11 protein-coding genes are annotated in these 25,952 nt (G+C 67.8%); 3 read left to right on the top strand and 8 right to left on the bottom strand.

The annotated features are described in order from the left end of the window. Window positions 1-648 precede the first annotated feature (648 nt). Window positions 649-2,790 (top strand): RNA polymerase recycling motor ATPase HelR, encoded by a 2,142-nt coding sequence (gene helR, locus AB0B25_RS09535; RefSeq protein ID WP_357176777.1) that lies wholly within the window; start codon window positions 649-651, stop codon window positions 2,788-2,790. 501 nt (window positions 2,791-3,291) lie between these two features. Here the strand turns inward: helR and AB0B25_RS09530 are convergent. Further along, a complete protein-coding gene (locus tag AB0B25_RS09530) occupies window positions 3,292-4,149 on the bottom strand; it encodes a TIGR03620 family F420-dependent LLM class oxidoreductase (RefSeq protein ID WP_357176776.1) in 858 nt (285 codons plus the stop codon). 663 nt (window positions 4,150-4,812) lie between these two features. Here AB0B25_RS09530 and mgtE point away from each other — a divergent pair. Further along, entirely contained in the window at window positions 4,813-6,177 is a 1,365-nt protein-coding gene (gene mgtE, locus AB0B25_RS09525; RefSeq protein ID WP_357176775.1) for a magnesium transporter, read from the top strand. Window positions 6,178-6,412: 235 nt separating this feature from the next. Here mgtE and AB0B25_RS09520 read toward each other — a convergent pair whose 3' ends face one another. The 3 genes from AB0B25_RS09520 to nrdF form a co-directional block, all read right to left on the bottom strand. Beyond that, a complete protein-coding gene (locus AB0B25_RS09520; RefSeq protein ID WP_357176774.1) occupies window positions 6,413-7,291 on the bottom strand; it encodes a TIGR03619 family F420-dependent LLM class oxidoreductase in 879 nt (292 codons plus the stop codon). Window positions 7,292-7,365: 74 nt separating this feature from the next. Next, window positions 7,366-7,746, bottom strand: a complete 381-nt coding sequence (locus AB0B25_RS09515) for a MerR family transcriptional regulator (protein WP_357176773.1) — start codon at window positions 7,744-7,746, stop codon at window positions 7,366-7,368. A 154-nt stretch (window positions 7,747-7,900) separates the two neighbouring features. Then, window positions 7,901-8,863: a class 1b ribonucleoside-diphosphate reductase subunit beta gene (gene nrdF, locus AB0B25_RS09510; protein ID WP_357176772.1), complete on the bottom strand. Its 963-nt coding sequence runs from the start codon at window positions 8,861-8,863 to the stop codon at window positions 7,901-7,903. A 549-nt stretch (window positions 8,864-9,412) separates the two neighbouring features. Between nrdF and AB0B25_RS09505 the strand changes: the two genes are divergently transcribed. Then, window positions 9,413-9,811 carry a hypothetical protein gene (locus tag AB0B25_RS09505; protein ID WP_357176771.1) on the top strand — a complete coding sequence of 133 codons (399 nt, stop codon included), beginning with the start codon at window positions 9,413-9,415 and terminating at the stop codon, window positions 9,809-9,811. A gap of 70 nt (window positions 9,812-9,881) precedes the next feature. On the opposite strand, the gene AB0B25_RS09500 is transcribed toward AB0B25_RS09505, so the two are convergent. The 4 genes from AB0B25_RS09500 to AB0B25_RS09485 are packed head-to-tail and all read right to left on the bottom strand — an operon-like array spanning window position 9,882 to window position 25,808. Next, a complete protein-coding gene (locus AB0B25_RS09500; RefSeq protein ID WP_357176770.1) occupies window positions 9,882-10,700 on the bottom strand; it encodes an ABC transporter permease in 819 nt (272 codons plus the stop codon). Next, window positions 10,700-11,518, bottom strand: a complete 819-nt coding sequence (locus AB0B25_RS09495) for an ABC transporter permease (RefSeq protein WP_357176769.1) — start codon at window positions 11,516-11,518, stop codon at window positions 10,700-10,702. The genes AB0B25_RS09500 and AB0B25_RS09495 overlap by 1 nt, the downstream gene beginning before the upstream one ends. Continuing rightward, window positions 11,515-12,501: an ATP-binding cassette domain-containing protein gene (locus tag AB0B25_RS09490; protein WP_357176767.1), complete on the bottom strand. Its 987-nt coding sequence runs from the start codon at window positions 12,499-12,501 to the stop codon at window positions 11,515-11,517. Before AB0B25_RS09490 ends, AB0B25_RS09495 begins: the two co-directional genes overlap by 4 nt. Further along, window positions 12,498-25,808: an amino acid adenylation domain-containing protein gene (locus tag AB0B25_RS09485; RefSeq protein ID WP_357176765.1), complete on the bottom strand. Its 13,311-nt coding sequence runs from the start codon at window positions 25,806-25,808 to the stop codon at window positions 12,498-12,500. Before AB0B25_RS09485 ends, AB0B25_RS09490 begins: the two co-directional genes overlap by 4 nt. Between the last annotated feature and the right edge of the window lie 144 nt (window positions 25,809-25,952).

The raw sequence follows: 25,952 nt of genomic DNA, 5'->3' as shown, positions 1-25,952 counted from the left end.
GCTCGCCGAGCGGGACCTGATCACGGAAGAAACAATCGCCTGTCGTCCTGACACCGGACCGTCATCGTGCTGACATGCCCCCTGACACGGTGTTGCCGCGAGCAAAACACCAGCTCACGCGCATGACGACGGTAATTCTGAGCCGTGTCTTCGGCTACTTCGGGCGAGAGCTTCGTCGTCGACCCGATGTCGAACTGCTTTCATCTGGACAGAAAGCCACCGAATTCCCTTGTCGGTGAACTGAAGATTTCACTGGCGTTCTGGCCGCTGTCCCGCGACACACGCGCAGACTGCTGTCGACGCCGATCTCGACCGCCGACGCCACGACACCGAGGCGGAACAGTCCGGGATAGTCCTCCGGTGTGGGACCGCGGCAACGAAGTTGCTGGTCCACAGGGGGACAAGACAGGCGGACCTCAGTCCTTCCCTTTTCAACATATATCGCACCCCGGGGCTTGCGGCAAGGCCCGGGTGATGCCGCAGAATTGCCCGCCGAAGCCAGTACCTGTGGAAATGGGGGTAACGAAATGCGTGTGTTGTGTGTCGAGGCATTGATCGCCTGGGGAGGTCGACCTGGTGGCGTGTGGCCGCCGTGTCCGCACCGATGTGGTGGCCCCGCGAAACGAACCTCACCTTGGAGCTGACGCCGTGAACTTCCTGTCTACCAGCGCATTCGACCTTCCCGATCACCTTTCCCGCAAGGCTTCCCCGGCGCTCATCGCCGCCGACGAACGGCACTTCGCGGCCATCGCGGAGAGTCTCGAGCAGTCCATCGCCGAGCTGAACAAGCGCCTCGACGCCACCCGCAAGGCGCCTGGACGCCTAGGCCAAGAGGTCATGGAGCGCGACTTCGAGGTCCATCGGCTGACCGCCCGCCTGCGCGCGCTGCGCCGCTTCGGTGTCGACCTGTGCCTCGGACACATCGTCAGCGCTGACGACCCGGAGCCGGTGTATATCGGACGACTCGGCCTCCTGGACAGCGCGGGACGTCAGTTGCTGATCGACTGGCGGTCCCCGGCGGCGGAACCGTTCTTCGGAGCGACCCACGCCGACCCGATGGGTCTGGCACGTCGCCGCAGGTATCGTTGGAACCGTGGTCGGGTCGGTGATTATTGGGACGAGGTGTTCACCCCGGAAGGGTTCGAAGGCAACGCCGCACTCGACGACCAGTCCGCCTTCATCGCCAGCCTGGGCAGCAACCGTTCGGCCCGGATGCGCGACGTACTCGGCACCATCCAGGCCGACCAGAATGCCATCGTCCGTGCGGGGTCGCGCGGCGCCCTCGTAGTCGACGGCGGCCCGGGTACGGGCAAGACCGTCGTGGCGCTACATCGCAGCGCTTACCTGCTCTACTCCGACCCGGCACTCCGGCACAGCGTGCTGTTCGTCGGTCCGCATGAGCCTTACCTGGCCTATGTCGCCGATGTCTTGCCCAGCCTCGGTGAAGAGAGCGTGCAACTGTGCACCCTGCGCGATCTCGTCGTAGAAGGGGCGCAGGCAATACTCGAGACCGACCCGGAGGTGGCTCGTCTGAAGTCGTCCGCGGAGATGGTGCAGGCGATCGAAACGGCCGTCAGGTTTTATGAGCAACCTCCCAGCAAAGGAATGGCGGTCGCTACCGAGTGGTCGGATCTCTGGTTGAGCGCTGACGACTGGGCCGAGGCGTTCGAAGCGCCGGAACCCGGTACTCCGCATAACGAAGCACGCGAGCAGATCTGGGAGTTGCTGTTGACGATCCTGGCGGACAAGTACGACGGCGATACTCCGGCCGCCCAGCTCCGGAAGTCGCTGCGGCAGAACGACGAATTGCGCACGACCCTGGACAACGCGTGGACGTTGATCGAAGCGGCGGACCTCGTCGGGGACCTGTGGTCGGTGCCCGCCTACTTACGGAAGTGCGCTCCCTGGCTCAGTCCCGAGGAGATCCGGAAGTTGCAACGCACGGACGCCCGCCAGTGGACCGTGTCCGACCTACCCCTGCTGGACGCCGCCCGCCAGCGGCTCGGAGACCCGGAAGCGGCACGACGTGCACGTCGGTACAACGTAGCGGTGAACGCCGAACGCGAGCGTATGTCCAGCGTCATCGACGAACTGATCGCTTCCGACGACTATGGCGACGGTGAGGGCTTGATGACGCAGTTGCGGCAGCAGGACCTACGGGAGATGCTGGTCGACGAGGCTGCACTGGCAAAATCCCAACCGGACCGGCTCGCCGGCCCCTTCGCGCACATCGTCGTGGACGAAGCGCAGGAACTGACCGACGCAGAGTGGCAGATGTTGCTGCTGCGCTGTCCATCCCGCAGTTTCACCATCGTCGGGGACCGTGCCCAGGCCCGGCGCGGGTTCACCGAGTCATGGCGGGAACGACTCGAACGGATCGGGCTCAACCGGATAGACCTGGCCTCCCTGAGCATCAACTACCGGACACCGGAAGAGGTCATGGCCGAAGCCGAGCCGGTCATCCGTGCCGTGCTTCCGGACGCCAATGTGCCGACCTCCATTCGCAGCAGTGGCGTCCCCGTCGTATACGGATCTGCGCCGGATCTGGACTCGATCGTCGACACCTGGCTCGCCGAGCACGCCGACGGGATCGCCTGCGTGATCGGCGTACCGACGTTCCGCGCGACTCCCCGCGTCCGCTCGCTGACCCCTGAGCTGGCGAAGGGTCTCGAGTTCGACCTGGTCGTGGTCGACTCGGAGGCGTTCGGCGAGGGCATCCAAGCAGCGGTCGACCGCTATGTCGCCATGACCCGAGCGACCCGGCAACTCGTCGTCCTCACGCGCTCCTGACGTGGTCGATCGCCGCTCCCCAACGGTTCTGCCGGATCGGTATGTCCCGCGCAGTCGACTGGGCAGAGTGTCCGCGCAATCGGCGCGGCGTCGGCTGCCCAGTCGATTGATCTCACTACATGGGCATGTTCGGGAACATCATGTTCCACATGTTTCGCGCCATGTCCACGAGCTCCATCAGCATTGGTGACATCATCACTTTCACCACCTCCTCACCCATTTCTGGGCACTTTCTGTCTACCCCAGGACACGAGGAACATGCGGTTCGGTTCGGCGGCGCTGGTGGCCGCGGGAGAAGGTCGCCATCAGTGCTGGCCGGCGTGAAGTGTTGAGTCCTCGCCGCGGGGAAGCGCAGCGGGGCTCTTCTGTGAATCGACCCGAGCACCTCCACCGCGCAGGGAACCGCCGGCTGGCTGAAGGAGGCGGCCGGAACATGCGGCCGGGCTGGGGCGGTACCCGCGGTCTTCTGCGACTACCGTCCGCTCCGGCGACCCGCCTGGATCACTTGGCTGTGGGAAGGCCCAGCGCGTGCGCGATCGCGGTGAACGCGGGCAGCGGGTCGGCCGTGGCGGGAAGCGGGAACACCGGAACATGGTCGGCGCCGTCGGCCAGGCTCGTCCGCACCCGCTCGGCGATCCGCTCCGCGCTACCCAGGGCGCTGAGCACGTCGAGCAGCGCGTCGTCGGGCTCGTCGCCGGTCTTCAGGTCCGGGAAACCCGTTTCGCGCAGGTTGGCGACATAGTTTTCCAGATTCAGGTATGTGCGGGACCACTCACGCGCCGTCGCCCGGGCGGCGTCGAGGTCCTCGTCGAGGACCACGCTGGCAACCACAGCCAGTAGCCGGTCGGCGCCGAGCGTCTCTCGGGCGTAGGCGGTGTGTCGGGGCGTGGTGAAGTAGGGCAGCGCGCCCGCCGCGCGGTCGTGCGAAAGCCGCAGCATCCGCTTGCGTAGCGCTGCGAGGATCAGCCGATCCTGCGGCACGCCCAGCTCCAGCAGTCGCTCGACATAGGCGGCGAGCGCGTCGTATGGCTTGCGGTACTCCTTGGTCGCCTCCGGGTGTCCGATCCCGACCCCGAGAACGAATCGCCCGGGGTGGCGCTCCTCGATTCGGTGGTAGGAGGCGGCGACTTCGTCCACCGGGGCGGACCAGACGTTCACGATGGCTGTGCCGACCGTGACCGACTCGGTGACGTCGAGCGCGGCCTCCGCAACCGCCAGGTCGGCGGGCGGGCTGCCAGCCAGCCAGAGCGTGCCGTAACCGAGCCGCTCCAGTTCGGCGGCACGAACGCCGGGGAAGTGCCGCCCGAAGGCTTGGGCGACCAGGTATGCGCCGACGGATCCGAGGTCGGGAGTAGCCATGGTAGGGGCAACACCCGCGATTACCCGGGTAATCCCGCCGGGCACGCGGGATTACCCGGGTAATCGAACGACAGCCACGCCGCCGGCTACCCCCGGACCGGAACAGTTCGCGCTCGAGATCGACATCATCGAACCGATGTCATGGACATCACACTCGAGGGCGCTCCGAGTTGCCGGGTCAGGAACCGAAGCGTGGGGTTGATGCGGTGGCGGGCCGGCACAGGCATGATGTCCACTTCGGGGCAGCGTGCCGAAGCAGAGCAGCTCTGTGCAGAACCTGGTAAGGCTCAGCGGATTTCGGGTCTATCCAGTCCCGGATCGTTCGATTCGATCGGGCGAACGCCAGGCCTGTGCATGGCCGCGACGATCGAGCCCGCTAAGCCTGCGTAAGAACGCGTCGCCGTGGTGAGCGGTGTCGCCGAAGCCGTGTATCCTTCATGGGGACGAGGTCTCGTCCTTATGGTGTTTCTTGAATGGCGCGGTGGTCCACATTCGCGGCAGCGACGAGAAGGAGGTGGGGTTGCTATGCGCAGCGAACCTCCTAGTCGAAGGCCGCGCGGTGCCGCCCCTTCGCATTCCTAGATAGGTCGCGACAGCAGGGGTCGGCGCCCGCGGTGTGAATTCGTGTTCTCCATTCACTCACGCCTGTGCTGAGGAACTCCCATGTCGCAGTCCGACCTCATCGAAGTACGTCCGACGCTGTCCGAATCCTTGCAGGATGTCGTCGAAAGCCGCCGTGTCGCCGTGGCGCTCGACTGGCTCGACAACCATCCGCCACACGTCATCGCCGACCAACTCGCCCGCATGGACGCCGTGCAGGCCGGGATGGCGTTTCGGCTGCTGGACAAAGATCTGGCGCTGGCCGTCTTCGAGGAACTCGACCCCGTTGCCCAGCAACAGATCCTGCAGGGTCTGCGCGATCAGAGTTTCCGCGATCTGGTCGAGGGTATGGCGCCCGACGACCGGGCCCGTATGCTGCGCGAAGCGCCCGCGAAGGTCGCGAAGAAGGCGTTGGCCGGGCTGAGTCCGCGGGAGCGGCGGATCACGGCGAGCCTGCTCGGCTACCCGGAGGGCTCGGCGGGGCAGTACATGACACCCGAGGTGGTGGCGTTGCCGCGCAACCTGACTGTCGGTGCGGCACTGAGCATGGTGCGGGCCGAGGGCGGTAGCGCCGAGACGGTGTACACGCTGCCCGTCGTCGACTCGGGCCGGCGCCTGACCGGCATCGTCGAACTGCGCGAGCTGGTGCTGAGCAAGCCGGACACGATGGTGTCCGCACTGGTCGTCACCGAGCCGGCGTTCGCGCGCGCCACCGACTCCGCGGAGAAGGCCGCCCGATTGATGCGCGAGACCAACGACATCAATCTGCCGGTGGTGGACAGCGAGGACCGGCTGGTCGGGCTGCTCACCATCGACGACGCGGTCGAGGTGATCGAGGCCGCCGACAGCGAGGACGTCGCCCGCCAGGCCGGCTCCGCGCCGTGGGAGGGCCACTACATGGCCGCCGGGGTGTTTCAGCTGGCCCGCTATCGCGCGCTGTGGTTGCTGCTGTTGCTGTTCGCGGCGACGCTCACGGTGAGCGTTACCGACTTCTTCGAGGGCACCCTGCAGCAGGCCGCGCATCTCGCGCTGTTCATCCCGCTGCTGATCGGGGCGGGCGGCAATGCCGGTGCGCAGGCCGCCACCGCCTGCGTGCGCGCGCTGGCCGTCGGCGAGGTTCGGGTGTCGGATCTGTTCAAGGTGATCTGGCGGGAATGCCGCGTCGGGCTGGTGCTCGGATCGTTGCTCGCCGCAGCGGGTCTGGTGATCGGCGCCCTGTTCGTCGGCCCACGCGTCGCCCTGGTCGTCGGCATCACGCTGATCCTGATCTGCGGCTGGGCCGCGACCATCGGCGGCACGATGCCGCTGCTCGCGAAGAAGCTGCGGATCGACCCCGCGGTCGTGTCCGCGCCGATGGTCACCACCCTGGTCGACGCCACCGGTCTGATCATCTACTTCACCACGGCCAAACTGGTGCTCGGGATCTGACGACGCGCGGCGTGCGCGCGTTCGCGGCGTCTGATCCACCGAGTACCGCGACAGTGCGACGGAACGTTCTCCCCGATGACCGGAAGGTATCGCCGGCACGGGGGGACGTCGGTTGCCGACGCCTACCGAAACAGCGACAAGTCTTGGCGCATGGCCTCTTCGAGTGCCGCGTGATTCGAGCCGGAGAGAAATGGTGGGCAGGCGCAGCCTGATCCTGCCCGATCCCGCTTGCCGACTAGCCCCGGACAGGAGACGAGTTGCCGACACCAGCGTGAAGGTCGAATCGCTCAGCGAAGCGGGACATCTGGTCGAGTGCCTGGTCGGGAGCGGCGCCGACGACGATTCGGGTCACGCCGTGTCCCGCAAGGCCCTCGACACGGTCGATGGACATGTCGATCGACCCCCAGCGTGTGCACTCCAGCGTCGAAGGGTCACGACCCGCCTCTACAGCTGCTGTTCTCGCGATATCCATCTGCTTCGCGCACTCGTCGAGCCGGATGCCGCCGCCGGGGAAATATCCGTCGCCGCGTAGCCCCGCCCGACGCGCCGCCGCGCGACTGGATCCGCCGACGTGAATCGGCAGATCGTTCACGCCATAGGGTTTCGGGAAGCTGACCAGATTGTCGAAAGCGAAGAACTCGCCCTGGTAACTCACACCGTCCGCGCCGCCGGACCACAGCAGGCGCATCGCGTCGATGGCTTCGTCGGCACGACGTCCTCGGGTTGTGTAGTCCACTCCCATCGCGTCGGCTTCACCTGGCAGGGTGCCGAGGCCGACGGTCAATAGGCGCATCCGTCCACGCGACAGCACGTCTATGGTTGCGAGGCGTTTGGCGAGAATGACCGGGTGCCGATACGGCAGCAGCAGTACGCCGGTGCCCAGCAGGATCCGCTCGGTGGCCGCGGCGACGAAGGTCAAGCAGTCGAGCGGGTCCGGATACGGCAACTCGGCGGGGATTTCGTGATCTCCCACTCTCGCACCGGGGTACACCGCGATGTGTTCCGGCACATATATGCCCTCGAAACCACAACTCTCGGCATGCTTGGCAAAGGCGATGATCCGGTCGGGATCGACACCGTAAAAGGGCGTGCTGTAACTGATCGCAAACTTCATGGGCGCTCCTCGCGCGAGAAGGGCAGCAGTGGCCCGGTGGGTGTTGTCTGCGAGACCGATTGGTGGACGGGTGATTACCTGAATTCACAGGCCGGCGGACGTCGCGTATTCATCGCGTCGGTGAGCTGGAGGTGAAGTTGATCCCGGGTAGCATTCAACCGCGCGAGAGCGTCCTCGACCTCGCCCACCTTGCGTCGCAGCACGGCGACCGAGTCCGGACACACATCGCCGGAATCGTTTCCATCCCGCAGGCAGGTGACGAAAGGTCGGATGTCGGCGAGGTCGAACCCGGTGTCGAGCAGTGCCCGAATCTTGCGAACGACCTGTAGTTCTGCCTCGTCGTAAACCCGATATCCATTGGCGCATCGACGGGCCCGGACCAGCCCGCGCTGCTCGTAGTACCGCAATGCGCGGGTGCTTGTTCCGGCCAGCGCCGCCAGCTCACCGATCAGCATCCGATCTCCTCCGATCGACTCGACACCGCAACGCTAAACGTTGTCGCCGGTGTCAAGGCAAGCGTTGCGCGCGGGTACTCGCGCGGGTACTACAGCCCGCACAACGCCAAACGGCGGCGGATAAGTCCGCCGCCGTCGCGCATATCGGTGTAGCTCAGAATTCCCAGTCCTCGTCTTCGGTGTTGACGGCCTTGCCGATCACATAGCTGGAGCCGGAGCCGGAGAAGAAGTCGTGGTTCTCGTCGGCGTTGGGGGACAGCGCCGAGAGGATGGCTGGGTTCACCTCGGTCTCGTCCTTCGGGAACAAGCCCTCGTAGCCCAGATTCATCAGCGCCTTGTTGGCGTTGTAGCGCAGGAACTTCTTGACGTCCTCGGTGAGGCCCACCTCGTCGTAGAGATCCTGGGTGTAGTCGACTTCATTGTCGTAGAGCTCGAACAGCAGCTCGAAGGTGTAGTTCTTCAGCTCGTCGCGCTCGGCCTGGCCGACCAGCTCCAGGCCTTTCTGGTACTTGTAGCCGATGTAGTAGCCGTGCACGGCCTCGTCGCGGATGATGAGCCGGATCATGTCGGCGGTATTGGTGAGTTTGGCTCGCGATGACCAGTGCATCGGCAGGTAGAAGCCGGAGTAGAACAGGAAGCTCTCCAGCAGCGTCGAGGCGACCTTGCGCTTGAGCGGGTCGTCGCCGTTGTAATACCCGAGCACGATCTCGGCTTTGCGCTGCAGGTTGCGGTTCTCCTCCGACCAGCGGAACGCCTCATCGATCTCGCGGGTGGAGCACAGTGTCGAGAAGATCGAGCTATAACTCTTGGCGTGCACCGACTCCATGAAGGCGATGTTCGTGAGCACCGCCTCCTCATGGGGGGTCAGAGCGTCCGGGATCAGGCTCACCGCGCCGACCGTGCCCTGGATGGTGTCCAGCAGGGTGAGGCCGGTGAACACCCGCATCGTCAACTGCTTCTCGTCGGCGGTCAGGGTGTTCCACGAGGGAATGTCGTTGGAAACCGGAACCTTTTCCGGCAGCCAGAAGTTGCCGGTCAGCCGGTCCCAGACCTCGGCATCCTTTTCGTCGGGCACCCGATTCCAGTTGATTGCCGACACCCGATCGATCAGTTTCATCCTGCCTCCACGCCCTTCCCGAGCACACTCCGTCACGGAATTCCTCCCCTTGGAACACTACTCCTTGGGGGTGACAAGTCGATGTAGCACAACACCTTGTGTCGCTGCAGCATCTGTCCGCCAGGCGAAGGTCGCCAGGGCGCGCCGCTCGCGGCCCCCTATTGTGCGGCACACAGCCGGCGTCGACCACATCGGTCCCGAGTGCTCGCGATGGTCGCCAAAGATTTGCTGATTCTTGGGTGCTATCGATCGGCGATGCCCTGACCCGCAGCGCGAGGTGGCAATGGTCCCGGCTGCGGCTGCGGCGGAGTCGTTGCTCGCGGTGCGGGTTCGTCGAGACGCCGCCACGTGGGGGAGCCCGTAGTGCTGGAAGTCACGCCTTTGTGATCGCGGCTGCACAAGGCGATCGCGCGCCGGGCTGTCGCTGTGCCGCATGCGCCGAACGCCGGGGCACTCCGGTGACTGGCCGGCTGCCTGCGCCGATTCGGCTCGATGAACCGATACCTTGGGCCGACAGGTATACCACGCGTTTCGGAAGGAGTGTGTGCAATGACCAGTCACGGCCCGATCGGCACTCGTCCGCTGCTCAGCGACATGACGATCTTCGCGGGCGTGCTCATCCTCGTCGCCGGTGTCCTGCACGTGTTGACAGCTATCGCGGCGATCGCGGGGCGCGACATCTTCGTGGTGACCGAGGATCAGGTGTTCCTGGTCGACGTCACCGCCTGGGGATGGATCCACCTGGTACTCGCCGTGCTCATGGTGACCGCCGGTGTCGGCATCGTCACCGGCAAGACGTGGGGCTACCTCGCGGGCATCGTGCTGGCAGCGCTCAGCATCGTGGACAATTTCCTCTTCGCGTCGATCTACCCGTTCTGGGCGCTGGTGCTGATCGCCGTCGACGTGCTGGTGATCTGGGCACTGGCCAGGCAGCTCGCGGCCGAGTAGCCCGGTACCGAGCGAACCACGGCCGCGGTCTGTCGAGTTCGGCCGCGGCGTCGGCCTGGGCAGGCGCCGGTCAGCTTCGGCTGGCTCGGCGATACCCGATGGTCGCCGGAATGGCGAAGAGGATGACCGCGCCGACCGACCAGGCGACGGTGAGGCCCAGAAGATGGGCCACGGGGCCGCCCTGGGCGAGCGCGCGCATGGCGTCGACAGCGACCGACATCGGTTGATTGCGCACCACCGGTTGGATCCAGGTGGGGTACGCGGCCAAAGGAACGAAACCGGTGCTGAAGAACATCATCAGGGAAGTGAGAATCGTGATTCCCTCCACCAGCGTCGCTTTGGCCGTGAACACGGCGACCGCGGTGACGATGGTGGCGAAGGCCAAACCGAACACGATCGGGACGAGCAAGAAGGCAATGGTCGCCGCCACGCCCTGATGGAAGCGGAAGCCGAGCAGGTAGCCGACCAGCAGAACGGCGAGGGTGCCCACGAAGATCCGACAGCCCTCGGCGAGGATCCGGGAGGCCAGGCCGGAGGCGCGGTGTACCGGCAGGACCCAGAAGCGGGCGAGTAGACCGGTGTCGCGCTCCCGGCCGAGTAGGACGCCACCGACGACCGCGCCGGACAGCGCGCCGATCAGCGCGACCATCGGCACCGAGCCGTAGAGCGCACTCTCGCCGGTGAACTTCTTGATCTGGTTACCGACCACGGTGTCCAACATGATCAGGAGCAGGCAAGGGATGATCAGCGTCTCCAGCAAGGTGACCGGGCTACGGACCCAGCGCAGCAGCAGACGCTGCGTCTGGATCAGCGTGTGCAGTGCCAGTGCCGAGACCGACACCTCCGAGTTGGTGTGGGTTTCGTTCGTGCGATCGGCGAGCAGTGCCATCACACCCTCCTCGCGCTCAACCGGACAACAAAGGGAATGCACAGCAGCACGGTGCCGATCACCCAGGCCACCGGTGGTCCCATCAGCGACCAGGTCACCTGTCCGGCGTTCGGCCCGCTGTCACCGGCGAGCGCCCGCAACCCGATGGCGTACTGCGAGATCGGCTGATTGCGGACGAACGGTTGCACCCACGCCGGAAATTGGTTCGCGGGCGCCAGTCCGGTCGACAGCATGCCGAAGATCAAAGGCGGCAACACCAGCGCCTGCGTGGTCGACTCCGGGCTGCGCGATACCGTCCCGATCACGTCCGCACCCAACGTCAGTGCGATCCCGATGAGCAGCGACAACAGCAGGAAACCGAGGGTGTGCGCGGTGTCGAGATAGAAACGGAAGCCGATGACGTGCCCGCAGATCAACGCGGTGATCAATGCGATGACCAGACGAAAGACGTTGCTGGACATCCGCGCCGCGACCGGGACCAGTGGGCCGACCGGCATGGAGCCGAACCGCCGGTTGAGTCCGGCGACCGAATCGGTGGCGGCGCGGAAGGCCGAGGATACGGCGGTGAACGCGGCAGCCTGCAAGATCACGATCGGCATCATGAACTGCGCGTAACTGCTGAACCCCGTGCCCGCGAACGTCATCACGGTCCGCAGCGGAATGTAGAAACTCGCGGTGAACGTCGCGGGCGCCAGCACCGAGGCGAGCACCTCGCCGGTTCGGACCGATGGAGCGATCAGCCGCGTGCTGAGCACCCACCACTGCTGCGTGCGCATCGGCGCGGCACGAATCTCGGTGAGCCAGGTCGCGGCCGTCACGAGACGACCTCCGGCTCCGCGATGTCCTCCACTGTCGCCAGATGTCCGGTCAACTCCAGGAATACGTCGTCGAGCGACGGCCGGCGCAGCGCGATGTCGACCAGTTCGACCCCGGCGCCGTCGAGTCTGCGCAGCGCTTCGGCGAGTGTCTTGGCGCCGTCCGGAGCCGGAATGGCGATCCGATCGGTTTCGGCGGTCACCGCCGTCCGGCTGTCCAGCGGCAGCAACGAACCCAGTGCCGCGGCGACGGCGGGCAGGTCCTTCAGATCCAGTGGCACCACCTCGCAGTAGCTGCCTCCGGTCCGCGACTTCAGCTCGTCGGCCGTGCCCTGGGCGATCACCACGCCGTGGTCGATGACGATGATCCGATCGCTGAGCGCGTCGGCCTCCTCCAAGTACTGGGTGGTGAGCAGGGTGGTGATGCCTTCCTTCTTGAAGCCGGACACCAGGTCCCAGACGCCCTGTCTGCTGCGTGGATCGAGCCCGGTGGTGGGTTCGTCCAGGAACACGACGTCGGGCCGCACGACGAGACCGCACGCGATGTCGATACGTCTGCGCATACCGCCGGAATAGGTGCCGACTCGACGCCCCCCGGCGCGTTCGAGATCGAACTCGGTGAGCAACTCGTCGGCGCGGCTGCGGGCATCGCGCTTGCGCAGGCCCATCAGTCTGCCGAACAGCACGAGGTTCTCGTAGCCACTGAGCATGTCATCCAACGCGGCGTACTGGCCGGTGAGCATGATGCTGCGGCGCACCGCCGTCGGGTCGGCGACCACGTCGTGCCCGGCGACCAGCGCGCGACCGCGATCCGGCACGATCAACGTGGACAGGATGTTCACCATGGTGGTCTTGCCCGCGCCGTTCGGTCCGAGGATGCCGAGCACCTCGCCCGGTTCGGCCGCGAAATCGATGCCACGCAAGGCGTGGACCGCGCCGAAGGATTTCTCGATTCCCTCGACGACGACTCCTTGCTCGGAACTCATCCTCTTCCTCCCAGATGTTCGTCGAGCACGCGCGCGATGATCGGCAGCGCCCGCGGTGCGGTCAGCTCGTAGTGGGTGACATCGATGTCGTGGTTGGTGATCTCGCCGGTCACATACGGTCGCCAGCCGTCCGGACCGAAGATGTCGGAGGTATCGACGGTCGCGCTGAAATACACCATGTCGCCATCGAACACCGGGCGTTGATAGCCGGTTCTGGTCCGTGCCGACGCGTTGTACGACGCGGCCATCCGTTCGAGCGTGTCCGCGTCGATGAGCGACAGGCCGCCGAGGCGTTCGCGGATCAGGTCGGCCGCCTCCTGCGCGGTCGCCTCGGCGGGCACCTCGTGGATGCCGAGGACCGAGCCGAACGCGTTGACGAACCCGCCCGCGGTGAGTCGCTCGATACTGTCGCCGTCGATGTCGGCGGTATCGGCGTCCAGCAGCGCGACCACGCCGACCTGCGCGCCCTGCGCCTTCAGTTTCGTCGCGATGGCGTGGGCGATCAGCCCGCCGAACGACCAACCGAGCAGGTGGTAGGGCCCTTCGGGTTGCAGGGCGCGGATCTCGCGCAGGTAGCGGTCGGCGAACTCCTCGATCGAGCGCGCCGAGGGCTCGTGGCCGCTCAGGTCGGGCGCCTGTAAACCATAGATCGGTCGGCCGGGTGCGAGGGCGTCGGCCAAACCCGAGTAGGTCCACGACATTCCGGATGAGGGGTGCAGGCAGAACAGTGCGGGTTCGGCACCGCCGAGCCGGATCGGCAGCACCACGTCCAGGCTGAGCCCACCCGGCGTGGGCGCGGCGGGAGCCGTCGCGGCGGCTTCTTCGGCGGCGGCCTCCTGTGCGGCCGGCGACTGGGCGAAACGAGCCGCGGCGCTCAGTGTTTCGACCCACAGGTCGGCCAGTTCGGCTACCTCCTCCTGCATGAGCAGCGTCGACGGGAAGCCGAAGCTTGCCTGTAGTCGGTCGCCGATCACCACGGCGTTCACATCGATGGCCGACTGCAAGGGAACCTCCGGATGCTCGGCGGCATGCAGCTCGCCGAGTTCGTCGGTCGGCAGCCAGCCGAGACCTTCCAGCCCGGCCGGGATATCGCCGGTCGAGTACCTGCCGAGGTAGTTGAAGCCGATCCGGCCCGGCAGCCGTTCGGGAAGCTGTCGCGCGGTCGCGGGATTCAGGTAACGCAGGAGACCGAACCCGATGCCCTTGTCCGGAACCGTGAGCAGCTGATGTTTGACCGCGCGGATCGCCGCGCCCATGCCGGGGCCGCCGGCGAGCGCATCGTCGACATCGATGCCCGTCAGATTCAGCCGCACCGGGTAGATGCTGGTGAACCAGCCGATCGTGCGAGACAGATCGGCGCCGGGAACCACTTCCTCCTGCCTGCCGTGGCCTTCCAGCCGCACCAGCGCGGTCGGTTCGGCGCTGTCGCGCCAGCGCACCAGCGTGAGCGCCAAAGTGGCCAGCAACGCGTCGTTGACGCCGCCATGGAACAGGCCGGGCAAGGTCGTGAGTAACGCGGCGGTGACCTCCGCCGAGACCTCTCGCTCGATCATGCGCAACGCGCCGGTCCGGTCGATCGCGGGATCCAGCTCGCGCGGGCCGATCAGCGGATCGGGTCCGGCGAGGACGTCGCGCCAGTACGCCAACTCGGCCGTCCTGCCTTCGGAGCGCGCTTCCTCGGCCAGGGCGTGCGACCAGCGGCGCATCGAGGTCCCGGTCTCCGCGAGCACCGGGATGGCGCCGGCCGCCACCTGTGCCCAGGCCGCGACCAGATCCGGCACCAGGATGCGCCATGACACGCCGTCGATCACCAGATGGTGCGCCACCACGATCATCCGGCCCGGGCTGGTACGGACACCCGCGTCGCCCACCGGGTCGAGCCAGAGGAATTGCAGCACGGTGCCGTTCGCCGGATCGAGCCGGTTCGCCGCGGCATCCAATTCGGTCGCCGCGAATTCGCGCACGTCGATCCGGTCGGTGGCGTCGAACTCGACACGGTGTACCAGCGCGTCCACGTCGACCGAGCCGGGCGGGCCGACCAACAGGCGCGGCTCGCTGTCCCCGTCGGTGACCAGCCGGGCGCGCAACATGTCATGTCGATCCACCGCGGCGGTGAGGACCGACACGATCTGCGACCTTTCGATCCCGACCGGCAGTTCCAGCACCGCGGTCTGAACGAAGCGGTCGTAGTTGCCGCCACGCTCCAGCATGTAATGCACGATCGGCGGCAGCGGCAGCTCGCCGACGCCGCCGCCGGGCAGTTCGTCGAGCGTCACCGCGGTGCCGGCGGCGTCGACGGCCGCCGCGATGGCCGCCACCGTGCGGTGCTCGAACACCTGCAGCGGCGTGCAGGTGATGTCGTGCTGCTTGGCCCGGGACACCAGCTGAATCGCCAGGATGCTGTCACCGCCGAGCGCGAAGAACGAATCGTCGGCGCCCACCTTCTGCACCCCGAGTAGCTCCCCGAATATCTCGGCGAGCACCTGCTCGGTCGGCGTGGCCGGGACGCGGTATTCGGTGCGGTCCGCGGTGAATTCCGGTGCGGGCAGCGCGTTGCGATCGAGCTTGCCGACCGCGTTGAGCGGAATCTCCGCCAGCACGACGAATGCCGAGGGCACCATGTAACCGGGCAGGGTGTCCGCGGCGAAGGCGCGCACCTTCGCCACGTCCAGATCGACCCCGGGTGTGCGGACGAGGTATGCGGCCAGCGCGGTCGCCCCGGTGGGACCGGGCACGCCGAGCGTCACCGCGAAGTCCACGCCGTCGGCGCGGCCGAGTACCGCGTCGATTTCGCCGAGCTCGATGCGCTGACCGCGTACCTTGACCTGGAAATCGGTGCGGCCGAGATATTCCAGTTCGAGTCCGGCATCGGCGCGGATCCACCGCACCAGATCGCCGGTGCGGTAGATCCGTTCGCCCGCCGCGCCGTAGGGGTTGGCGTGGAAGCGAGCGGCGGTGAGACTCGGCCGTGCTCGGTACCCGCGGGCCAGTGCGGAACCGGCCAGATACAGTTCGCCGGCCACGCCCACCGGGACCGGGCGTAGTCGGTCGTCGAGTACCAGAACGGCCGCACCGTGGATCGGCGTGCCGATGGTGACCGTCTCGCCGACCGTCAGCGGCGCGGAACCCGTTGCCCAGATCGTGAATTCGGTGGGACCGTACAGGTTGACCATGGTGCGGTCCGCGGCCCAGCGTTCGATCAGTTCGGCGCCGACTGCCTCACCGGCCACCGCGAGCACCCGCACGCTGGTCACCTCGGCGGGGTCGAGGGTAGCCAGCGCCGAGGGGGTGATCACCATGTGCGTGACCTGTTCGGTGTCGATCAGTTCGGCGAGCGGGTCGCCGCCGAACACCTCGGGCGGCGCGATCACCGACGTGCCGCCGGAGCCGAACGCCATGATCGCTTCGAATACCGACGCGTCGAAGCTCGGCGAGGCCACCTGCAGCACCCGGGACGATTCGTCCACGCCGAGTGCGGCGCGCTGCGCCGCGACGAGGTCGGCGATGCCGCGGTGGGACACCGAGACTCCCTTCGGAGTCCCGGTCGAACCCGAGGTGTAGATCATCCACGCCGCATTGTCCGGCCGGACGGGACCGGGCAGTTCGCTCTCCGATAGCGGGTGGCTGCTCGCGGCGCCCCAGCGTTCGACAACGGTGAGGTCGTCGAGCACCAGCCATTGCGTGCTGTCGGGCAACATGGGACGGAACGCGGCGAGGGTGAGGCCGACCGTGGCACCGGAATCGGTGAGCATGTGGTCGATGCGGTCCACCGGGTGCTTCGGATCGACCGTGAGGAAGGCCGCGCCTGTCTTCGCGACCGCCCACATACCGGTTAGTAGCTCGGCTGACCGCGGAAGACCAAGCGCCACAACAGTCTCCGGGCACATATTCGCCTCGAGCAGCACTCGCGCCAGACGGTTGGAGTGCGCATCGATTTCCCGGTAACTGGTGGTGTGGCCACCGATCGCCAGTGCCGGGTGATCCGGCCACCGCTGGGCCGCCTCGGCGAGCAGTCGTGGAAGCGTGGTCGTTCCGGTGGTTTCGGGACCGCGCACCGGGACCAGCGTCGCGCGTTCGGCCTCGTCCAAGAGAACGATGTCAGCGATGCGGACCTCGGGTCGGGCTATGACGGCGGCGAGAATGCGCCGCCACCGGTCGGCGAACGCGACCATCGTCGCCTCGTCGAACAGGTCGGTCGCGAAGGTCAGCACGGCGTCGATCCCGGACGGCGCACTCCCGGTGACGTGCTCGCGGAGGTCGAGAGTGAGGTCGAACTGCGAGGCGTTCCGGTCGAAATCCTCGATCTCGAACCGCAATCCGGGCAGCTCCAACACCGGCTCGACGAAGTTCTGCAACGACAGCGACACTTGGAACAGCGGGTGGTGCGCGGTCGAGCGGGTCGGATCGAGCACCTGGACCAGCCGCTCGAACGGAACGTCCGCGTTGGCGAAGGCATCCAGATCCGTGGACCGGACCGTGTCCAGGAACGCCGCGAAGCTCACGCTGGTGTCGACCCGGGTGCGCAGCACCATGGTGTTGACGAACATGCCGACGAGTTGGTCGAGCGCCTCCTCGCCGCGCCCTGCGATCGGCGTGCCGATCACCACGTCGTCTGTCCCGCCCAGCCGGGCGAGCAGCACCGCGAGCGCGGCATGCACGACCATGAACGGGCTGACGTGCTGACCGGTCGCGAATTCGACCAGCGCGCTGTGCAATTCGGCATCGATGGTGAAGTCGAACTCCGCACTGTGCATGGATTGCACCGCGGGGCGCGGACGATCGGCGGGGAGCTCGAGCACATCGGGCGCGCCGGTCAGGGTGTCGCGCCAGAATCGAATCTGGTTCGCCGCAGTAGATTCCGGGTCCGCCTCGTCGCCGAGCACCTCCCGGTGCCAGAGCGCGAAGTCGGCGTACTGCACCGCGAGGGGGACGCGGGTGGCGTGCGTGCCGGTCGTGCGTTCCGAATACGCCGCGACCAAGTCGGCGGCCAGCGGCGCCATCGAGGCGCCGTCCGCACTGATGTGATGGACCACCAGGACGACGACATGCATCGGCACAGAGTTGGTGCCGCTCGGCTCGGGACCCGCTGCATAGCCGGAGGGGACCGGCGCCGGGCCGGTGTCGGGGCCGGACGAGACGGGAGCAGCGCCGGTGAAGGGGCTCGAGGTCACCGGCCCGGCGCCGGAGGGCGCCTGCTGCGCCGTGTCGTGGATCCGGAACAGGCCGACCCGCAGCGGCGGCTGGGTGGTGAGGTCGAATCCGTCACTCGCCAGCGCGGTGATACGCGCGCGCAAGGCAGCGCCGCCTTCGGTATCCAGCACCGGCATGGCCGGCGCGGCCACCTCGGTGCCGACCACCACCTGGCGCGGGCCGTCCGCGTCGGCGGGATAGAGCGTGCGCAGGCTCTCGTGTCGCTCGACCACGTCCGCGAGGGCGGCCCGCATCGCCTCGATGTCCAGCTCACCGGTGAGCCGAAGCGCCACCGCGATGTTGTAGGCGGGCGAGGCCGGATCCATCCGATTGAGCACCCACATCCGCTGCTGTGCCGGGGACAGCGGAACGCGATCCGGCCGGATCCGCGGCGCCAGCGTGAACCGGCCGGGCGCGTCGCCGGTGGCGGGAACCACCCGGGCGGATAGTTGGGCGACGGTCGGCGCGTCGAACAGGTCGCGCAGCGCGATCCGGGATCCGAGCGCGGCGTTCACCCGCGCGACCACCTTGGTCGCGCTGAGCGAGTTGCCGCCGAGTTCGAAGAACGATTCGTCGATGCTGACCCGCTCGCTGCTGAGCACCTCACCGAACACCGCGGCAACCGCTTCCTCGACCGGTGTGCGCGGCGCGAGATAGGGTCGGCGGGTGTCCGAGAAGTCCGGCACCGGAAGGGCTTTGCGGTCCAGTTTGCCGACCGGGGTCAGCGGAATCGAGTCCAGCACGACCAGATAGCCGGGCACCATGTAACCGGGCAGCTCGGCGGCCACCTGCCCGCGCAGCCGCTCGACATCCAGTCGCACGCCCTCGGCGGGCAACACATAGGACACCAGCACGGTGGTCCCGGCCGGGCCGGTGCGGCCGATGGTCACCGCGTACTCCACCTCGTCGTCGCGCGACAGCACCGCGTCGATCTCGCCGAGTTCGATGCGCAGCCCGCGGATCTTGACCTGGAAGTCGCTGCGGCCCAGGTATTCCAATTCGTAGCCGCCGTCGCGCCCGCGCACCCAGCGCACCATGTCGCCGGTGCGGTACATGCGCCCACCCGGCTCGCCGAACGGGTCGGCGACGAAGCGGCCGGCCGTCATCTCGAACCGGTTGAAGTAGCCGCGGGCCAGCGCGGGACCCGCCAGGTACAGCTCACCGGCCACGCCCGCCGGCACCGGGCGCAGCCAGGTGTCGAGCACCACGGTGGCCGCGCCGCGGACCGGACCGCCGATCGTGACCGGCTCGCCCGCAACGAGCTCGCCGGGACCTGTCGCCCAGATGCTGAACTCGGTAGGGCCGTACAGGTTCACCATGCGCCTGCCTGGCACCCACCGCTCGATCAGCTCCGGCGTCGCGGCCTCACCCGCGACCGCCAGCACCCGCAAATGGTCGAGTCCGGTGGGTTCCATGGTGGCCAGCGCCGACGGCGTGATCACCGCGTGCGTGATCCGCTCGGTGCGCAGCAGTCGCTCGAGTTCGGCGCCGCCGTAGACATCCGGTGGCGATACGACCAGTCTGCCGCCCGCGCCGTGCGCGGTCAGCAACTCGAAGACCGACGCGTCGAAGCTGGGCGAGGCCACCTGCAGCGCACTGGCGGTGTGGTCGAGCCCGAGCGTCTCCCGCTGCGCTGTCACGAGATTCGCGATGCCGCGGTGACTGAGCAGCACGGCCTTCGGTTTGCCGGTGGAGCCGGAGGTGTAGATCAGGTAGGCGGTCTGGTCGAGAATGATGGGCCCGCCGCGCTCGTCGTCGGTGATCGGCGCGTCGGACACGGTCATCACCCGGCGAATAGTGTTGAGGTCGTCCAGCAGCAGCCAGTCGATGGTGCCTGGCAGTGTCTCGCCGGTCGCGGTCACCGTCACGCCGATCGGCGCCTTCGAATCGGTCAGCATGTGCTCGATCCGTTCCACCGGATAGTTCGGATCCAGCGGAGCGAACGCGGCGCCGGTCTTGGCCAGCGCCCACACCGCCACCACCGATTCCAGCGACCGGGTGAGTGCGAGCACGACGAACACCTCGCGACCGACACCACGGCGCAGCAGCACGCGCGCGAAACGGTTGGACCACGCGTCGAGTTCGCCGTAGGACATGGTGAGTTCGCCCGCGGTGACGGCGATCGCGTCGGGGTCGATGCGCGCGCCCTCGGTGAGGAGCTCGGGCAGCGTCCGCGGCGGCACCGACTCCGCCCCGCGGACCGGAAGCAGCGCGGCGCGTTCGGCGTCGTCGCAATACTGCAGCTCGGAGACCAGCGCCCGGGGATTCGCGGCGAGCTGGGTGAGCAGTCGGACGAAGCGATCCAGCAGCGGCTGCGCCTGCTCAGGGGTGAGCTGGTCGGCCATGTACTTCACCGTGATCCGTAGCGTGTCCTGACCCTCGGCGCCGCGCAGTGGAATCACCATGAGGTTCAGCGGGTACGGTGCCGCGTCGGTCGTGTCGACATCGAGCACCCGCATGCCGGCGATGTCCAGTGCTCGCGACAGCGCCGCGCGATCGATCGGGTACGACTCGAAAACGGTGAGGGTGTCGAACAATTCAGCGACTCCGACCGCTTGATGAATGGCGGCGAGGCCGACATGCTGATGGTCCATCAGCCGCGCCTGCTCGGCCTGTAGCCGCGCGAGCAGGTCGACCACCTGCTCGGCCGGGTCGAGCCGAACCCGCACCGGCAGCGTGTTGATGAACAGGCCGACCATCTCCTCGACCCCGGCCAACTCCGGCGGCCGGCCGGAAACCGTACCGCCGAACACCACGTCGGTACGGCCGGTGAGCATCGCCAGCAGCATCGCCCACGCGGCCTGCACCAGCGTGTTCACCGTGGCCCCCGCGTCGCGGGCGGCGCCTTCCAGCTGCGCCACCATGGCGCGGGACAGATCGCTGGACACCATGCCGTTCTCGGTCGATTCGATACCGGCGAGAGTGGGCACGGCCCGGGTCGGTGTGTCCACGCCGGCCAGCGAGTTCGTCCAGGCGGCCAGTGATCCCGCGTCGTCCGTGGACTGCAGCCAGGTCAGGAACTCGCGGTAGGAGTGCGCGGGCGGCAGGGCGGACGCGTCGCCCCGGGTGACATACAGGCCCAGTAGCTCACGCACGAGCAGCGGCGCCGACCACCCGTCCAACACCAGGTGGTGATTGGTCAGCAGGAACCGGTAGGTGTCCGGTGCGGTCCGGATGAGTGTGCAGCGCAACAGCGGGGGCCGATCGAGTTCGAACCGCGTGCGTGCGTCGACGGCGATCACCCGCTGGAGTTCTCGCTCGCGTTCGTCGTCGTCGTCGATTCCGGTGAGATCCACGTCGTGCCAGTGGATCTCGGCGTCGGCGAGGACGAGCTGACGCGGTCCGTCCGCCGTCTCCACGAAGGCGACGCGCAGATTCTCGTGCCGTGCCACCAGGGCCTGCGCGGCGCGGCGCAGTCGGGCCGGCTCGACGGTACCCCCCAAGGTGAGCAGCGATTGGACCGTATAGCGGTCGGCGGTGTCGGAGTCGTAGAGCGCGTGGAACAGCAGGCCGTACTGTAGCGGCGAGAGCGGCCAGACGTCGACGAGAGTCGGGAACTCGCGCGCCCAGGTGTCGATCTGGTCTTGGCTGAGGGTGACCAGATCGAAGTCCGAGGGCGAATGTCCTCCGGCGCCCGCCTGCTGCGCGTGCTCGGTGAACCCGTCGAGCGCCTGTGCCCACAGCGCGGCGAGTTCGGCGACGTCCGCCTCATCGAGGAGACGGGAGGCGTAGGACCAGGTCACTTCGAGGCCGGCATCGGTGAGGACGGCGTTGACGTCCACCACGGCAGCGAGCGGCGCACGGTCGTCCTGGGTCGCCGCGAAGCGCTGCGGCAGCCACGGGCCGGTGTCGCCGCCGGTGGTGGCGCGGCTGAGATAGTTGAAGCTGATCTGCGGGGTGGGCGAGTCGGCCAGCACCGCGCCGGTGTCCGGGTCGAGGTAGCGCAGCATGCCGAACCCGATGCCCTTGTCCGGCAGGGCCCGCAGTTGTTCCTTGGTGGCCTTGATCGCGGCGCCCGCCGCTGCACCGCCGCCGAACGCGTCGGCCAGATCGATGTCGGCCAGGTCGATGGCGACCGGATAGGCGCTGGTGAACCAGCCGACGGTGCGCGCGACGTCGGCGCTGGGCAGGATGGCCTCCGCGCGGCCGTGGCCTTCGAGGGTGAACAACGCCGAAGTCCGACCGCGCCACCGGGACACCGCCATCGCGAGCCCGGCGAGCAACACGTCGTCGGCGCCGCAGTGGAAGCGGTCCGGCACGGCGGTCAGCGCAGCGTGCGCGATCTCGGGCGGGACGACGGTCGTCAGGTGCGCCACGGTGGCCGCCACGTCGATCGCGGGGTCCATCGCCGCCGCGCCGACCGCGGGATCGGGCGTGGCCAGGATGCGCTGCCAGAGCGGCAGTTCCGCGGTGCGACCGGCGGCGTGCTCGCGCAGGCCGTGTGCCCAACGCCGGAACGATGTGCCGACCGGCGCGAGTGTGCCGCCCAGCGTCGCGGTGGCGAGATCCGGCAGCAGAATGCGCCAGGAGACGCCGTCGGTCACCAGATGGTGCAGCACCAGCCACAGCAGCGGCTCGGCGTCTGCCCGTTCGATCATCACGAACCGTGCGACCACCCCCGATTCGGGGTCGAGCAGGTCTGCGGCCCGGTGCACCGCACGTTCGCGGACCTGGTCGGCGTCGGTGTCCGCGGTCACGACCTCGAGCAGGCGGTCGGCGTCCACCTCACCGGGTTCGGCGACCATCCAGGTCCAACCGGAGCCGGTGCGTCGCAACGTCGAGCGCAACAGGTCGTGGTGGTCGAGCAGTACCTGAATCGCCGCGACGAGCTCGGCGCGCTCGGTTCCCGCGGGCAGCCCGATCAGCACGGCCTGGGCATATCGGCGCCAGGAGTCGCCCTGCTCCAGCATGGCGTGCACGATCGGCGTGAGTTCCACCTCGCCCACTCCGCCGCCGGGCAGCTCGTGCACCACTGTGGACGGCACCGCGGTGGCGACCGCGGCCAGCGCGGCGACGGTCTTGCGTTCGAACACGTCCCGCGCGCTGAACCCGATCCCCGCGGCCTTCGCACGCGACACCAGGTGAATGGAGACGATGCTGTCACCGCCGAGCGCGAAGAAACTCTCGTCGACGCCGACCGATTCCAGCCCGAGCACCTCCGCGAACAGTGTGGCCAGCACCTCCTCGCGCGGGGTGGACGGTGGCCTGCTCACGATCGTGCGAGCGCCGAAATCCGGCGCGGGCAAAGCCTTACGGTCCACTTTGCCCAGCGGCGTCAGCGGAACAGTGTCGAGGACCATGACTACCGACGGCACCATGTAGGCCGGAAGCGACCCTCCGGCGGCCGCTTTCACTGCTTCGGGATCGATCTGCCTGCCCGGCTCGGGCAGCACGTAGGACACCAGCGCGGTCGCGCCCGAACCGGTTTCGACACCGAGGGTGAGCGCGAAGTCGACGCCCGGATGCCGCTGCAGGGCAGCGTCGATCTCGCCGAGTTCGATGCGGAAACCGCGCACCTTCACCTGGAAGTCGCTGCGGCCCTGGTATTCCAGTTCCAGTCGGCCGTCGCGCTCGATCCAGCGGCCCAGGTCGCCGGTGCGGTACATGCGCTCGCCCGTCGCGTACGGGTTGGCGACGAATCGATCGGCGGTCAGCCCGTTGCGCCGATGGTAGCCGCGTGCCACCCCGGAACCCGCGAGGTAGAGCTCGCCGGTGGTGCCGGCGGAAAGCGGACGAAGCCATGGATCGAGCACGACCGCCGACACGCCGCGTGCCAAGCCGCCGATGGTGATCGGTGCACCCGGGGTCATCGGCCCACTCAGGGTTACGGTGACCGTCGTTTCGGTGGGGCCGTATCCGTTCAATACCGTGCGGCCGGACCACTTGGCGACCAGTTCGGGTGGGCAGGCGTCGCCGCCGACGATCACAGTGCGCAGATCGGGCAGTGTCGCCGGATCCAGCGACCCGACGACGGTCGGGGTGACGTTGAGGTGGGTCACGCGATGCTCGCGCAACACCCGCGCCAGCTCCGCGCCGGCGTACGCCGACGGCGGTACGACAACCAGCGTCGCTCCCGCTGCCAGCGTGACCAGGATCTCCTCGACCGAGATATCGAAGCTTGGCGAAACAGCGTGCGCGACAACGGATTCAGCATCGATGCCGAATCCCGCGCCGGAGTTGGCGACCAGATTCGCCAGTCCGCGGTGGGCGACGAGTACGCCCTTCGGCAGCCCCGTGGAGCCCGAGGTGTAGATGATGTACGCGGCTTGGTCGGGGTGCACCGCGGCGTGGCGCTCGGAGTCGGTGATCGCCGCCGCCTCCTGCGCGATCACCGCACGCTCGGTGGTCTCGTCGTCGAGGACCAGCCAGTTCATCCGGTCCGGCAGGGACGTTCGCGCTGTCGCGACCGTGACGCCCGCGACGACCCCGCTGTCGCTGAGCATGTGCTCGATTCGGTCGGCGGGATAGGTCGGGTCGATCGGCACGAATGCCGCGCCCGTCTTGGCCACCGCGAGCATCGCCAGCACCGACTCGGTCGACCGAGGAATCGAGATCGCCACGGCGCGTTCGGGGCCGGCACCGGACGCGATCAGCACCCGCGCCAAGCGATTGGTGTAGTCGTCGAGCCGGCGGTAGGTCAGTGCGGTTGCTCCCGCCACCAGTGCGGTCGCCTGCGGATCGAGCGCTACGCCGGCGGCGAGGATGTCGGGCAGCGTTCGCGGCGCGACATCCCGCGGCCCACGGACGGGGGCGTAGTTCGCGCGTTCGCCGTCCGAGAGCACTGAAACGGTTGCCAGCGGCGCGTCCGGTCCCGCCGCCAGGAACCGGTGCAGGAACGACAGGAACCGTCGGTGCTGGGCCGCCAGTTCGCTGTCGCCATAGAGGTTGGCGTTGGCCTGGAAGTCGATATGCGTGCTCTCGCCGCCGACGCCGGGATAGAGGTTGACGAACAAGTCGTCGATCAGCCCGGAGGTCAGCACGTGTAACCGTCCGGTGACCGTGCCGAGCTGGATTCTGGAGTCGACCATCATCAGATTCACCGTGGGGCCGAACGACACGGTCTCGTCCATCGACCAGCCGAGATCGCGGAAAATGTCCTCCTGGCGGTAGCGCTGACGTCGCAGTGCCCCGGTCAGCTCGCCCTGGGCGGCCCGGATGACGTCACCGACCGTCGTGGTCGGCGACAAGCGCAGCCGCAGCGGGACGACGTTGGCGATCATGCCGCCGGAACGGCGCAGCGTCGCGGTGGTGCGCGCGGAGACCGGAAGGCTCAGCACAACTTCGTGTGCGCCGGTCATCGCGGACAAATACGCGCCGAACGCGGCGACCACGGTCGGCGCTACCCCGGACGACGCCTGCTTCGCCACGGCGTCGAGCAGCTCGGCGGTGTCGGCGGGCAACCCGCCCGAGACCCGGTTCGGGTGCGCGTCCACATCGGCGGTGCGGCCGGCGAGACTCACCGGGTCGGCTATGCCGTCGAGGTGCTCGAGCCAGTACGCACGATCGGTGCCGAACCGATCCGAACTGCGATAGGCCAGGTCGGCATCGACAATGGTGCGCAGATCCTCCGCTGTCGACGGGGGTGGCTGCCTGCCCTCGACAGCGGCGTTGTAGAGCTCTCCGGTGCGCTGCACCATGGTGAGCGCGCCCATCCCGTCGAGCACGATGTGGTGGATCCGCGAATACCAGAACCAGCGATCCGCGCCGATCCGCAGCATCGCGACTCGCACCAGCCGGTCGCGGGCCAGCTCCAGCGGCGCTTGGTACTCCGCGCGCATCCAGGCGTGCGCGGCCTCCTCCGGGTCGGGCGCGTCGCGGAAATCTATCGTGGTCAGGCTGTCATCGAGGGTGCTGTCCACGACCTGGAACGGATGCCCGTCGACCTCGATCAGGCGCAGGTATCCGGTACCGAATTCGCGCCCGGCCTGACGCGCCGCGCGCGCGAGCAGGTCGAGATCGATGTGTCCGGTCAGTTCGACGTACTGAGCGATCGAGATCGGTGTGTCGCCCGCGATGTGCTGGGCGAACCAGATGCCGCGCTGGGCCGCCGAGAGGGGGAACGCCCCATCCGGGAGAACTGTGTCGGTGTCGGTTGGCGAAAGCGAAGGCTGTTGCATGAGGTGTCCTACGTTCTGACCGCGTCCCAGCGGCCGGGGTAGTGACCGCCCGCAGCTACCGCGGTAGTGGTAGTACCTGCCACCGCACAGTTGGCGGCAAGTCAATTCTGAACCGGCGCGCTCCGCGCCGACAGGGTATTGCGC

Source organism: Nocardia sp. NPDC049190 (assembly GCF_040648115.1).
GTDB lineage: Bacteria > Actinomycetota > Actinomycetes > Mycobacteriales > Mycobacteriaceae > Nocardia.
This window is presented reverse-complemented; position numbering and strand designations above follow the sequence as displayed.

What these genes read in the sequence shown, in the direction of transcription:
- AB0B25_RS09530 (WP_357176776.1), bottom strand. Translation starts at nt 4,149, where the DNA reads ATGGCTACTCCCGACCTCGGATCCGTCGGCGCATACCTGGTCGCCCAA.
- mgtE (WP_357176775.1), top strand. Translation starts at nt 4,813, where the DNA reads ATGTCGCAGTCCGACCTCATCGAAGTACGTCCGACGCTGTCCGAATCC.
- AB0B25_RS09520 (WP_357176774.1), bottom strand. Translation starts at nt 7,291, where the DNA reads ATGAAGTTTGCGATCAGTTACAGCACGCCCTTTTACGGTGTCGATCCC.
- AB0B25_RS09515 (WP_357176773.1), bottom strand. Translation starts at nt 7,746, where the DNA reads ATGCTGATCGGTGAGCTGGCGGCGCTGGCCGGAACAAGCACCCGCGCA.
- nrdF (WP_357176772.1), bottom strand. Translation starts at nt 8,863, where the DNA reads ATGAAACTGATCGATCGGGTGTCGGCAATCAACTGGAATCGGGTGCCC.
- AB0B25_RS09505 (WP_357176771.1), top strand. Translation starts at nt 9,413, where the DNA reads ATGACCAGTCACGGCCCGATCGGCACTCGTCCGCTGCTCAGCGACATG.
- AB0B25_RS09500 (WP_357176770.1), bottom strand. Translation starts at nt 10,700, where the DNA reads ATGGCACTGCTCGCCGATCGCACGAACGAAACCCACACCAACTCGGAG.
- AB0B25_RS09490 (WP_357176767.1), bottom strand. Translation starts at nt 12,501, where the DNA reads ATGAGTTCCGAGCAAGGAGTCGTCGTCGAGGGAATCGAGAAATCCTTC.
- AB0B25_RS09485 (WP_357176765.1), bottom strand. Translation starts at nt 25,808, where the DNA reads ATGCAACAGCCTTCGCTTTCGCCAACCGACACCGACACAGTTCTCCCG.